11 protein-coding genes are annotated in these 12934 nt (G+C 66.3%); 6 read left to right on the top strand and 5 right to left on the bottom strand.

Going from position 1 to position 12934, the window contains the following annotated elements; translation table 11 throughout:
• Positions 1 to 414: 414 nt before the first annotated feature.
• On the bottom strand, positions 415 to 1770 hold the full coding sequence (gene mpl, locus ACS8YF_RS10760) for a UDP-N-acetylmuramate:L-alanyl-gamma-D-glutamyl-meso-diaminopimelate ligase (RefSeq protein ID WP_440850222.1): 1356 nt from the start codon (positions 1768 to 1770) through the stop codon (positions 415 to 417).
• An 8-nt stretch (positions 1771 to 1778) separates the two neighbouring features.
• A complete protein-coding gene (locus ACS8YF_RS10755) occupies positions 1779 to 2309 on the bottom strand; it encodes a hypothetical protein (protein ID WP_440850221.1) in 531 nt (176 codons plus the stop codon).
• Between the two features lie 18 nt (positions 2310 to 2327).
• Here ACS8YF_RS10755 and rnd point away from each other — a divergent pair, with 18 nt between their 5' ends.
• Entirely contained in the window at positions 2328 to 3497 is a 1170-nt protein-coding gene (rnd, locus tag ACS8YF_RS10750; RefSeq protein WP_440850220.1) for a ribonuclease D, read from the top strand.
• Positions 3498 to 3733: 236 nt separating this feature from the next.
• Here the strand turns inward: rnd and ACS8YF_RS10745 are convergent, their stop codons facing one another.
• Positions 3734 to 4291 carry an adenylate kinase gene (locus ACS8YF_RS10745; RefSeq protein ID WP_440850219.1) on the bottom strand — a complete coding sequence of 186 codons (558 nt, stop codon included), beginning with the start codon at positions 4289 to 4291 and terminating at the stop codon, positions 3734 to 3736.
• A 264-nt stretch (positions 4292 to 4555) separates the two neighbouring features.
• Here ACS8YF_RS10745 and ACS8YF_RS10740 point away from each other — a divergent pair, with 264 nt between their 5' ends.
• The gene (locus tag ACS8YF_RS10740) at positions 4556 to 5818 is read left to right on the top strand and encodes a 6-phosphofructokinase (protein ID WP_440850218.1); all 1263 of its coding nucleotides are present in this window, start codon (positions 4556 to 4558) and stop codon (positions 5816 to 5818) included.
• Positions 5819 to 6125: 307 nt separating this feature from the next.
• A complete protein-coding gene (ppa, locus tag ACS8YF_RS10735) occupies positions 6126 to 6659 on the top strand; it encodes an inorganic diphosphatase (protein WP_109993932.1) in 534 nt (177 codons plus the stop codon).
• A gap of 164 nt (positions 6660 to 6823) precedes the next feature.
• Here ppa and moaB read toward each other — a convergent pair whose 3' ends face one another.
• Positions 6824 to 7339 (bottom strand): molybdenum cofactor biosynthesis protein B, encoded by a 516-nt coding sequence (moaB, locus tag ACS8YF_RS10730; RefSeq protein ID WP_440850217.1) that lies wholly within the window; start codon positions 7337 to 7339, stop codon positions 6824 to 6826.
• 241 nt (positions 7340 to 7580) lie between these two features.
• On the opposite strand from moaB, the gene ACS8YF_RS10725 reads away from it, so the two are divergent.
• A complete protein-coding gene (locus ACS8YF_RS10725; protein ID WP_440850216.1) occupies positions 7581 to 8966 on the top strand; it encodes a DEAD/DEAH box helicase in 1386 nt (461 codons plus the stop codon).
• A gap of 98 nt (positions 8967 to 9064) precedes the next feature.
• Here the strand turns inward: ACS8YF_RS10725 and ACS8YF_RS10720 are convergent, their stop codons facing one another.
• Positions 9065 to 9355 carry a hypothetical protein gene (locus ACS8YF_RS10720; protein WP_440850215.1) on the bottom strand — a complete coding sequence of 97 codons (291 nt, stop codon included), beginning with the start codon at positions 9353 to 9355 and terminating at the stop codon, positions 9065 to 9067.
• A gap of 183 nt (positions 9356 to 9538) precedes the next feature.
• Here ACS8YF_RS10720 and ACS8YF_RS10715 point away from each other — a divergent pair, with 183 nt between their 5' ends.
• Both ACS8YF_RS10715 and sbcB read left to right on the top strand, forming a co-directional pair.
• Positions 9539 to 11440: an ATP-binding cassette domain-containing protein gene (locus ACS8YF_RS10715; RefSeq protein WP_440850214.1), complete on the top strand. Its 1902-nt coding sequence runs from the start codon at positions 9539 to 9541 to the stop codon at positions 11438 to 11440.
• Positions 11440 to 12879 carry an exodeoxyribonuclease I gene (gene sbcB / locus ACS8YF_RS10710; RefSeq protein WP_440850213.1) on the top strand — a complete coding sequence of 480 codons (1440 nt, stop codon included), beginning with the start codon at positions 11440 to 11442 and terminating at the stop codon, positions 12877 to 12879. The genes ACS8YF_RS10715 and sbcB overlap by 1 nt, the downstream gene beginning before the upstream one ends.
• Positions 12880 to 12934 lie beyond the last annotated feature (55 nt).

Genomic DNA, 12934 nt, shown 5'->3' with positions numbered 1-12934 from the left:
TGGTGGTTTGTTCAACAGAGTTCGCGTGCTTGCGCGACATGGTTTCGCCTGGTCGGGCCGGTTTCCCCGGTCCCCCCCTCGTGCCTCGGCGTTAACGGCCCGGCCAGTGCGAATTATTCCGATGTCCTGCAGCGCAGCCACGCACCCGTTTCGCCGGTTGGGCCGGAGTTTCTCCCGGTCCCCCCCCTCGTGCCTCGGCGTAGCCCGGCCCGACTCGGCGGATTATCAAAGAAGAAAAGCACGGGCGGGTCACCCGCCCTCTCAAGGCCGCGAATCGCGGCCTTTTTTATGCCCGCCCCGGGGCCGGTGTCTCAACGCGCCGGCGCCGACGGCCCGGGCCGCCTTGCGAACCGGTCGCAGGATACCCGTGGCGCCTGTTTCAACTGGTGCTTGTGCCGCGGCCGGGTGCGCCCGTCAGGCGCGGGGTTCGAGCGCGGTGAGCAGTTTGTCGTGGATACCGCCGAAGCCGCCATTGCTCATCACCACGACCACATCACCCGGGCGCGCCTCGGCCGCGATCGCCGCCGCCAGCGCGTCGATATCATCGATGGCACGGAAACGGTCGCCGAGGGCGCGCATGGCGCCGGCCAGGTCCCAGTCGATGCCGGCATCGTAGCCGTAAACACGGTCTGCGCTTTCGAAGCTGGCCGCCAGGGTGTGCTCGTGCACGCCGGCCCGCATGGTATTCGAGCGCGGCTCGAAGGCCACCAGCACACGGCCTTGCGACCGCCCCGCGCTCAGACCATCCAGCGTGGTGCGGATGGCGGTCGGGTGATGAGCGAAATCGTCATAGACCGCCACCCCGCCCGGCGTGCCGCGGAGTTCCAGCCGCCGCTTGACGCCGCGAAATCCGGCCAGCGCGCGGATGGCAGCGCGTGGCTCGACGCCGGCATGCTCGGCTGCGGCGATCGCGGCACAGGCATTCGCGGCGTTGTGGGCGCCCTTGAGCGCCCAGGCCAGTTCGCCGACGACTTCGGGTCCCCAATGAATGCACAGCCGACCATGATCCGGGTGCAGGGGCTCGACATGCCACCCCGCCGTGCCGTTGAACGGCACCCGCGGCGTCCAGCAGCCCTGTGCGATGACGGTATCGAGCGCCGCGTCGGTCGCGTTGTGCACGATACGCCCCGAGCCCGGCACGGTGCGAAGCAGATGATGGAACTGGCGCTGGATCGCGGCCAGGTCATCGAAAATATCGGCGTGATCGAACTCGAGATTGTTGAGAATCAGCGTGCGCGGCCGGTAGTGAACGAACTTCGAGCGCTTGTCGAAAAAGGCCGTGTCGTACTCGTCGGCCTCGACCACGAACAACCTGGAATCACCGATCGCTGCCGAGGCCCCCAGATCCGCGGCGATGCCGCCGATCAGCCAGCCGGGTGCGGCCCCCTGGTCGACCAGTATGTGCGCGAGCATGCTCGCGGTGGTGGTTTTGCCATGCGTACCGGCCACCGCGAGCACCCAGCGATCGGCGAGCACGTTGTCCGCCAGCCACTGCGGGCCCGAGGTATAAGCGAGCCCCGCGTCGAGCATGTACTCGACCGCGGGGTTGCCGCGGGCCATGGCGTTGCCGACCACGACCTGATCCGGCGGCGGCTGCAGATGGCTCGGCGCATAGCCGTCCATGACCGCGATGCCGGCCTCGGCCAGCTGAGTGCTCATGGGCGGATAAAGACCCTGATCGGAGCCCGTGACCGTATGCCCGGCTGCCCGCGCCAGCAGCGCCACACCGGCCATGAACGTGCCGCCGATTCCCAGAATATGGATGTGCATCGCGAGCGCTAGCCGAGGGCCGAAAAGACCAGCATCAACAACAACTCGAAGCCGAGCGTTACGGTCACGCCGAAAAAGATCGGCACGTTGAGCGCATGCCGATAGATATGGGTATAGATCGCCAGGCCCCAGATCCCGACCACCAGATAAGCCAGCGCGAACAGCGGCGACGGCATCGGCACCTGCGACGGATCGGTCGCGCTGCGCAATGCATCCAGATAGGGCCGCAGGGCGCGCGTGGGGGCGAGCATGATCAGCGTGAGCACCGTCCCCGAGGAAAACAAGGCGGTCGCGGTCTGGTTGAAGCGATTCGACAAATGGCGCAGACGCAGGATCACCGCCACGTACAGCCCGAGCATGAGCGTTGCCAGGCCCGCCTGGACCAGCGCCGCCGCCAACGGGCCGACCAGCGCGACCTGAACGAACAGAACGATACAATAAGCCGCTATGCTGACCACCAATGTTGTCTGATCGCCGGGCATGTCCTGCGGCCCGCGGCGAAACAGCATGAGGTCGACGAGTCGGCGGACAAAATCCATGGTCAACGCGAAATCCCTATGAACGACAAGCTCGATGAAGCCAAGCGCATGATACCGAAGGCGCCGCAGCGCGTCGTCACGATCGAGGACGACGCCGCCCTGGCCGCGTTCGTGGCCGGACTGGCGGATCGCGACTGGATCGCCGTCGACACGGAGTTTCTGCGCGAGCGCACCTACTATCCGAAGCTGTGTCTGGTGCAGATCGCCGACACCGATCACATCGGCCTGATCGACGTCCTCGCGCTCTCCGACCTGACCCCACTGGCCGGACTGCTGACCGATACGCGTGTGCGCAAGGTGTTTCACTCCGCCGAACAGGACCTCGAGGTGCTCTACCAGAGCTTCGGCACGATGCCGGCGCCGATCTTCGACACCCAGGTGGCCGCGCCGCTGCTCGGCTTCGACGACCAGATGGGCTATGCCCGCCTGGTCGAGGCGTTGCTCGACAAGAAACTGCCGAAGGGCCACACCCGCACCGACTGGAGCCACCGTCCGCTGCCGGACGGCGCGCTCGACTACGCCGCCGACGATGTCCGCTATCTGGCTGTCGCCTACCCGATGCTGCGTGAAACGCTCGCCGCCGCCGATCGGCTCGACTGGCTGGCCGGCGACTTCGAGCGCATGGTCGAGCCGGATCGTTTCGACGTCGATACCCGCGCCGCCTGGCGACGGATCAAGGCCTGGAACCGGCTCGCCCCGGTCGCGCAACAGGTTCTGGCCGAGCTCGCCGACTGGCGCGAGCGCGAGGCCATGGCCGCCGATCGGCCGCGGCGCTGGATTCTGGCCGATGCCCCCTTGATCGCCATCGCCGAAAGCCAGCCCACCCGCGATATCGACCTGGCGGACACGCCGGATCTGCCCGTGCGCACGCTGGAGCGACACGGCGATGCGCTACTGAACTGCGTGGCGCGCGGGCTGACGCGCCCGGCCGAGGTGCTGGACCCGAACGCCGGACCGCCGGACGAAGCCACGCGACGCCGGATCAAGACCGGCATGCGCGCCCTGGCCCGGGCCGCGGAAGCGGCCGACATACCACCGGCCGCGGTGGCCAGCCGGGCCGACGTGGCGGCGATCGTGGCCGGTCGGCGGGATGGCCGCCTGCTCCGGGGGTGGCGCGCGGAAGTTGCCGGACGCGCCGTGGTCGAGGCGGTGGAAAGCGCCCGCACCGACGCGGCCCGGGGCTGTTAATCCGGCATCAAAACAGCTGACTTCATCAGCTGTTTTCAACGCCTTCAAAAACAAACGACGGCACCTGCTCGTCTTTTATTTTCAAAGGCTTCGCGGCCAATGGCCGCGGCGATCATGCGGTCGCATACTCGCGCCATCAACCCGAAATCATCTATTTCCGGGCCGGGTAAATGACGCCGGGCGCGCCCGGTACCGGAGATCGGCGATACCGGCGCTGATGCGCGCAAAACCGCGCTTCAGACGTCGGCCAGGGCGGCCTTGATGCGCGCGTATATCTCGTCGACCGCGCCGACACCGGCCACCGGCTTGAGCAGACCGCGCTGCTCATAATAAGCCACGAGCGGCTGGGTCTGCTCCTGGTAAACCGACAGCCGATTGCGGATCGTTTCCTCGTTGTCATCGGCCCGGCCACGCGCCATCAGGCGACTCACGAGTTCTTCGTTGTCGACCTTGAGATGCACCACGCACTGCAGCGGGCGGCCGAGCTCGGTCAGCAGCTCGTCCAGGGTTTCGGCCTGGGCCTCGCTGCGCGGGAATCCGTCGAGGATAAAGCCATTTTCCGTGTCGGGCTGGTTGAGCCGCTCGCGCATCATGCCCACCACGATATCGTCGGACACGAGCTCGCCGGCATCCATCGCCGCCTTGGCCTTCAAACCCAACTCGGTCTGCTCCGCCACCGCTGTGCGCAGCAGATCACCCGTCGAGATCTGCGGCACGCCATATCCCTCGACGAGCTTGGCGCTCTGCGTTCCCTTACCCGAGCCAGGCGCGCCCAGCAGCACGATTTTCAGCATGATATCCCCGCCAAAAGACCTTTAAATTTCTAGGGTGGAGGCCGCCGCGCAGACTGCGACGTCCGATGCGCTGGCCGACGCTCGACGTTACTGTCTGCCCCCGGGCAAGTCAATTGTCTCAGGCTCTCGGGCTCACGTATGCTTGCCCGCAGACGATTGCGCCGGTCGCGGCTTACCCGCCGCTCGCGCGCTTCGACAGCCGGAGTTCAAGCCGGGGCCCGACCGTCGGCCGTGGCGCCGGCCAGCTCAAAAGGAAAGACACGGATGACGAAGAAGAACGCCTTCTATGCCCAGAGCGGCGGCGTGACCGCCGTGATCAACGCATCGGCCGCCGGCGTGATCGAGGCGGCCCGCGAGCACGGCGATACCATCGGCACGCTCTATGCCGGCCGCGACGGCATTGTCGGCGCGCTCACCGAGGACCTGATCGACACCTCGGCCGAGGACGACGCCACCATCGCGGCGCTGCGGCACACGCCCGCCGGCGCGTTCGGCTCGGCGCGCTACAAGCTCAAGGGCCTGGAGGAAAACCGCGCCGAGTACGAACGCCTGATCGAGGTGTTCAAGGCCCACGACATCGGCTACTTCTTCTATAACGGCGGCGGCGACTCGGCCGATACCTGCGCCAAGATCAGCCAGCTGGCCGACGCCCTCGGTTATCCCATCCAGGCGATCCATATCCCCAAGACCATGGACAACGACCTGCCGCACACCGACTGCTCCCCCGGTTTCGGCAGCGTGGCCAAGTACACCGCGGTCTCGATCCGCGAGGCCGGCTACGACCTGCACAGCATGTGCCGTACCTCGACCAAGGTGTTCATCCTCGAGGTGATGGGCCGGCACGCCGGCTGGACCGCTGCCGCCGGCGGGTTGGCCGCCGAGGAGGCGGGCGATGCGCCGCATATCCTGCTGTTCCCTGAAATCGCGTTCGATCGCGCGAAGTTCCTGGCCCGGGTCGATGAAACCGTCAAGACGTATGGCTACTGCACGATCGTGGCCTCGGAAGGCGTCGAGATCGGGGCCGAGTTCAAACGCGGCGACGGCCGCGAGGCCGATGCCTTCGGCCATGTACAACTGGGCGGCGTCGCGCCCCGGATCGCCGAGCTGGTCAAATCCGGGCTCGGCTACAAGTACCACTACGCCATTGCCGACTACCTGATGCGGGCCGCACGCCATATTGCTTCGGCAACCGATGTCGAGCAGGCCTACGCCGTCGGCCGTGCTGCGGTCGAGTACGCGGTGGCGGGCAAATCCGGCGTCATGGTGACCATCAAGCGCGAATCGGACGCGCCCTATCGCTGGTCGCTGGGCGAGGCGCCGCTGGCCGATGTGGCCAACGTCGAGAAATTCATGCCGCGCAATTTCATCAGCGAAGATGGCTTCCATATCACCGAGACCGCGCGCCGCTACCTCAAGCCGCTGATCGCCGGCGAGAACTATCCGCCCTATGTGGATGGCCTGCCGGACTATGCCCGGCTCAGGAACCAGGCGGTGCCGAAGAAGCTGAATACCGCATTCGAGGTCTGAATCCGTTGCCCGACGGCGGTTCAGACAGACTCGGCTTAGGCTTTTTGAGCCTATTGAGATAACCGCATTCTTGGTCGGCAAGCCGGCGGCACCAAGGCATCGACTTGCGGCCGGACCCGGTGCGCCGCCCCTGATCGAGGTTTCACGCGGGGTCGCCGGCTGGCCCGGCCGGGGCCAGCGCACATCAAGGCCGGCCCGGCGCATCCCGGCGGGCTTGCGCCGGTGTCGCGCGCTGTTCGGGTTTGCGCCCCGCCTTCGGTACACTAACGCCCGATTCTCAATCCACCAATCACAACGGAAGGCGCAGATGGGCTACGAAGCACTGACGCCGGGCAAGAACCCGCCCGAAGAAATCAACGTCATCATCGAAATCGTCGAGGGCTCCTCCTCGGTGAAGTATGAAGTGGACAAGGACAGCAACTGCCTGATGGTGGATCGCTTCATGAACGTCGCGATGCACTATCCGGCCAACTACGGCTTCGTGCCGAAGACCCTGTACGACGACGGCGACCCGGTCGACGTGCTGGTGCTCACCCCCGAGCCGATCGTGCCGGGCGCGGTGATCAAGTGCCGCCCGGTGGCCGTGCTGGGCACCGAGGACGAATCGGGCCTGGACGCCAAAATCCTGGCCGTGCCGACCGACAAGATCAGCACCGACTACTACAAGGACGTGCGCGATCTCGGCGACATCGACGACCGCCTGAAGAACAAGATCCAGCACTTCTTCGAACACTACAAGGACGAAGAAAAAGGCAAGTGGGTCAAGATCACCGGCTGGGAAGGCGTCGACAAGGCGAAGGCCGAGATCGAGAAATCCATCGAGGCCTACAACAAGGGCTGATCGCTGGCGCGCCATCCGATGCCCGGCCGAATGGCCGGCATTCGCGCGATGAAAATCCCCTGCCGAGCGCTCGGCGGGGGCTTTTTTCTGGCGACGCGGGCCACGTCGGCATGCCGGCGTGCCGGCCAACGCCCACACGGGCGACGATCACCGGCGGCGCACAATCAACGCTCCAGCAGTCGCGGCCGCAGCTCATGGAGATTGCACGGCCGCGTGCGAATATCGATCTGGTCGGCAATGAGCTTGTCCCAGCCGTCGGCCGCCGCGCCCGACGAACCCGGCAGGCAGAAGATGAACGTGGCCCTGGCCACGCCGGCGATCGCGCGCGATTGGAGCGTGGAGGTGCCGATGGCGTCGTACGACAACATCCGGAACATCTCGCCGAAGCCATCGATACGCCGATCGAACAGTACCTCGATCGCCTGCGGCGTGACATCGCGCCCGGTCAGCCCGGTGCCGCCGGTCGTGATCACCACGTCCGGGGCGTCATCGGCGATCCAGCGTGCGACGATCGCGCGCAATTCGTACACATCGTCCGGGCAGATACGCTTATCGTGCAGGATGTGGCCGGCCGCCTGCAGGCGTTCGACCAGAACGCGGCCGGACTTGTCGGTAGCCTCGGTACGGGTGTCGGATACGGTCAACACCGCAATTCGCAGCGGCGCGAATTCATCGCTCATGGGTCGAGCATTCCATGGCTGGGAAGGTTGAACGCCACGATGCCATAAAACCGGGGCGTTGCCCGCGATGACGTGACGCCCGGTACGCGTTATACTTAAGCCGGTCGGTTCCACCCATATGCCATCGCACGGGCCCCGACCGAAGCCGCGCCGCCGAGCCTTCCGCTTGGCCGCCGAAGATCGACACGGACACTGCACAACAATCCAGGTCGGTCTGCTATTCACACCACCAGGACAATGCATGTCATTCGATTCCCTCGGCTTGTCGCCGCATCTGCTGGCGTCAGTCGCCGACTCGGGCTATAGCACGCCTACCCCGATTCAATCCAAGGCCATTCCGGCCATCATCGACGGCGCCGACGTATTGGGCGCGGCCCAGACCGGCACCGGCAAGACCGCGGCCTTCGTGTTGCCGATCCTCCAGCGCCTCGGCCAGACCCACGAGAAAAAGCCGCGCGTACTCGTGCTCGCCCCCACCCGTGAACTGGCCGCCCAGGTCGCCGAATCGGTGAGCACCTACGGCGCCAACACGCAGCTCAAGCGCACCGTCGTGTTCGGCGGCGTCGGCTATCAGCCGCAGATCACTGCGTTCAAGAAAGGCGTGGACATCATCGTGGCCACACCGGGCCGCCTGCTCGATCATTTGCAGAATGGCCACATCGATCTGTCGAATCTGAACACGCTGGTACTCGACGAAGCCGATCGCATGCTCGACATGGGCTTCATCCACGACATCAAGCGCGTGCTGAAGTATGTGCCGGCCAAGCGCCAGACGCTGTTGTTTTCGGCAACCTTCTCCAACGATATCCGCAAGCTGGCCGGTTCGCTGCTGACCCGGCCGATCGAGATCGATGTCGCCCCGCGCAACTCCACCGCCGAGCGTGTGGCCCAGCGCGTGATCATGGTCGAGAAGCCGCGCAAGCGCGCCGTGCTCAGCCATCTGATCGGTTCCAACAACTGGTCGCAGGTGCTGGTGTTCGCCCGCACCAAGCACGGTGCCAACCGGCTGGTGAAACAGCTGGAAACCGACGGCCTGACCGCCGCCGCCCTGCACGGCAACAAGTCGCAGAACGCGCGCACCAAGGCGCTGGACGGCTTCAAGAACGGCACGGTTCGCGTGCTCGTGGCTACCGATATCGCGGCCCGCGGCATCGATATCGACTCGCTGCCGCATGTAGTGAATTACGAGCTGCCCAACGTGCCCGAGGACTATGTGCACCGCATCGGCCGCACCGGCCGCGCCGGCGCCGAGGGCGAAGCCCTGTCGTTGGTGGGCCCGGAAGAACGCAAGGATCTCAAGAGCATCGAGAAGCTGATCGGCCGTCAGATCGAGCGCTTCCAGCCGGAAGGCATCGACCTGCGCGCACCGCAGGGCAGCACCGATACGGACGAAGACGATCGCCGGCCGGCGCGTCGCCCGGGCAACGGCAAGCCCTCCCGTGGGCGGCCCGGCAATGACAACAAGCCCCGCGCCAATGGCGACCAGGGCGCGCCACGTCAGGGCCAGCCGCATCACGAGCGCGCGCGCCACGAGGACGGCAGCGACAAACCGCGGCGCAGCAGCACCCGCCGGGGCAAGCGTGGCGGTCGCGGCGGCCAGCGCCAGGGCAACGGCGCGCCCAACTGATCGCGGCCCGCCGGCATTGATGCGCTTCGGCCATCGATGCGGCGCCCGCAAGGCGCGTCGGGCTTCGAGCCTGGCGCGCTTTTTTCATGGGCGCCGCGTCAGCCGGTCAGCGTGCTGGTACCGGCGAACAACACATACATGACTGTCATCGCCGTGGCGAAAGATAACGTGAGCGCAAAGAACGGCCCGGTTTCGAGCGCATGCTCGCGATACAGGCACAGCGCGAGATAAACACCGCCACTGATCAGAAACGACATCACCCAGTAGCACAGAGCGTAGGGCGCGCCGGCGACCACCAGCAGCCAGTAGATCGGCAGGGTGACGACCACCAGCAACACGAGACTCGCGATCGCGTAGGCCGCGCCGTAGAACCTGCGATGGGCCGTCATGGCCGCCCCCTGTGAGAACCCCAGGGCTTCAAATTAGCCTGCGCACAGGGCGACCGCAATAGCGCCCGGTCGCCCGGATGATGCGTCGGACCGGGCCCGCAAACCCGCGCGCATGCGCCACCCGGGCCGATGAATCGCCGATTGCGGTCGGTTCAGCCGCGGCGATCCTTTACAATCGCGCCCATGATCGCCTTCAAACACGTCACCCTCCGCCGCGGCCCGCGCAAACTCCTCGAAGATGTCGACCTGAGACTTCAGGCCGGCCAGCGCGTGGGCATCGTCGGTGCCAATGGCACCGGCAAATCCAGCCTGCTCGCCATGATGCTCGGCGAACTCGCGCCCGACGCCGGCGAGATCGATATTCCCGCCAGCGTCGAGATTGCCACCGTGCGCCAGCATGCGCCGGCCGGCGCCCAGCCGGCGATCGAGTTCGTGCTCGACGGCGATGTCGAATTGCGCGCGGTGGAGTCGCGTCTGGCCGAGGCCGAGGCCACCGGCGACGGCAACGCCATGGCCGAGCTGCACGGGCGCCTGGCCGAGATCGACGGCTATGCCGCCCGTGCCCGGGCCGCGCGGTTGCTGCACGGCCTGGGCTTCGCGCCGTCGACGCACGACGCCCCGCTCGACGATTTCTCCGGCGGCTGGCGCATGCGCCTGAATCTGGCCGCAGCACTCATGCGTCGCTGCGACCTGCTGCTGCTCGACGAGCCGACCAACCACCTCGACATGGATGCGGTGTTCTGGCTGCAGGAATATCTCGGCGCCCACCCCGCCACGCTGGTCGTGATCTCGCATGACCGCGATTTCCTCGATGCGCTGGCCACCCATACGCTGCATCTGGAACACGGCAAGGCGGTCCTCTACACCGGCAACTATTCCCGCTTCGAGATGATGCGCGCCGAAGCCAAGGCCCAGCAGCAGGCCGCCTTCGAAAACCAGCAGAAGAAGCTCAACCAGTTGCAGGGCTTCGTCGACCGCTTTCGGGCCCAGGCCACCAAGGCCCGGCAGGCACAGTCCAAGCTCAAGCAGATGGAGCGCATGGAGAAAGTCGAGGCGGCACACTGGGATACGCCGTTCTCGTTCCAATTCCTCAAGCCCGACCGCCTGCCCGACACCCTGCTGCGCGTGGACGACGCCGATGTCGGCTATGGCGATGAACCGCTGGTGGCCGACATCAAGCTGCGGCTCATCCCCGGCGACCGGCTGGCCATTCTCGGGCGTAACGGCGCCGGCAAATCCACCGTCATGAAACTGTTGGCGGGCGAACTCGCGCCCATGGGCGGCGACGTGCAGTACGACAAGTATCTCAATGTGGGCTATTTCGCCCAACACCAGCTCGAAGTGCTGGACGATTCGGCCAGTGCCGCCCAGCACCTGCAGCGCCAGGACCCGAAGGCCTCCGAACAGCATATCCGCGATTTCCTGGGCGGTTTCGATTTTCGCGGCGACAAGGCGCTGGAGCCGATCGGCCCGTTCTCCGGCGGCGAGAAGGCCCGACTGGCGCTGGCGCTGGTCGTGCATACCCAACCCAACCTGCTGCTGCTCGACGAGCCCACCAACCATCTCGATCTGGACATGCGTCATGCGCTCGAGACCGCCCTGGCCGGCTTCACCGGCGCGGTGGTGATGATCGCGCATGACCGCCACCTGATCGACGCCACCTGCGACCAGCTCTGGCGCGTCGCCGACGGCTCACTGGAACCGTTCGACGGCGACCTGGACGACTACGCAAAATGGATCTCGCGCCAGGCATCGGCGCGCGAAGGCAGCGATACGAAAAAGACCACCGCCGCCGGCGCCACGGGCGCGGCCAACCGGCGCAGCTCGGCCGAACAGCGGGCGAAGGAAAAACCCTTGCGCAACGCGCTGAAGAAGGCCGAGAACGAAATGGAGCGGCTGGCCAAGCAGATCGATAACGTCGAAGCCGAGCTCTCCAGGCCGAGCGTGTACGAAAACCCGACCGAGTCCGCACGGCTGTCGCAGGAACAGGCCCGGCTGCGCAAGCAGCTCAATACCGCGGAGGCGAACTGGATGGAACACGCCGAAGCGCTGGATGCATTGCAAGCCGAAACGAGCGCTGCCTGATGGCCGAGCCGACCTTCTTCTGGCACGACTACGAAACCTTCGGCGCCGACCCCAGGCGCGACAAGCCGGCCCAGTTCGCCGGCATTCGCACGGACCTGGATTTCAACATCATCGGCGACCCGCTGGTGCTGTATTGCCAGCCGTCGGCTGACATGCTCGGCCACCCCGAGGCCACGCTGATCACCGGCATCACGCCGCAGTACGCGGCCGAACACGGCGTGCCCGAGCCCGAGTTCATCGAAACCATCGTCGCCGAAATGGCGCGACCGGGCACCTGCAGCGTCGGCTACAACAGCCTGGCGTTCGACGACGAAGTCACCCGCCATACCCTGTGGCGCAATTTCTTCGACCCGTATGCCCGCGAGTGGCAGAACGGCTGTTCCCGGTGGGACATCATCAACATGGTGCGGCTGACCTATGCGCTGCGCCCGGACGGCATCGAGTGGCCGAAGCGCGAGGATGGCGCCCCGAGCTTCAGGCTCGACCAGCTCGCCCCGGCCAACAACCTGGTCCAGGAGCGCGCGCACGATGCGCTGTCGGACGTATACGCCACCATCGGCCTGGCCAGGCTGATCCGCGACAAGCAGCCGCGGCTGTACGACTACGTCCTCAACCACCGCGACAAGACCAGCGCCCGCCAATTGCTGGACATGGACACGCGCAAGCCGGCGCTGCACGTCTCGTCCAAATTCCCGGCCGAGAACGGCTGCCTGTCGCCGGTGATGCCGATCGCGGCCCACCCATCGAACAAGAACTGCCTCATCGTCTACGACCTGCGGGCGGACCCGGCGCCGCTGCTGGAACTGGCCCCCGACGAAATCCACGAGCGCATCTTCACCCCCAGCGCGGATCTGCCGGAAGACACGCCGAGAGTCGCGCTCAAGGGCGTGCATCTGAACAAATGCCCGGTGCTGGCGCCGTTCGAGATGATGCGCGAGAGCGAAGCCGCCCGGCTGAATCTCGACATCAACCAGTGCCGGCGCCACTGGAAGGCGATCCACGACCGGCTGACCGAGGTCGAGGCCAAGGCCACGGCGGTGTTCGATGCCCGCGTGTTCGATGCCGAGTCCGATGCCGAGGCTGCCCTGTACGACGGCTTCGTCTCCAACGACGACCGCAAGCGGGCCGACGCGGTACGCGCCACCGCCCCCGCCGAACTGGCCGACGGGGCCATCGTGTTCGCCGACAACCGGCTCAACGAACTGCTGTTCCGCTACCGCGCCCGCCACTTCCCGGATTCGCTGACCGGCGCCGAACGCGACGACTGGCGCAACTGGGTCGCCAAGCGGCTGGAGTTCGCGCCCGACGGCGGCCTGACACTGGACGAATACGACGACGTCGTCGCCGCGCTCATGGAACGCGTCCAGGGCGATCCGGCCCGGCTGCAACTGCTGCTGGATCTGAAAGCCTGGGCCGACAAGCTGCGCGGCATGCTCTGACACCCCACCCCGGGGCCCGCATGGCCCGTGAATCGGTGTATGGTGGCCAACGCCC

It is taken from the genome of Salinisphaera sp. SWV1 (assembly GCF_052044155.1).
Taxonomy (GTDB): domain Bacteria; phylum Pseudomonadota; class Gammaproteobacteria; order Nevskiales; family Salinisphaeraceae; genus Salinisphaera.
The sequence above is the reverse complement of the archived record's forward strand: the minus strand, read 5'-3'. Positions and strand labels throughout refer to the sequence as shown.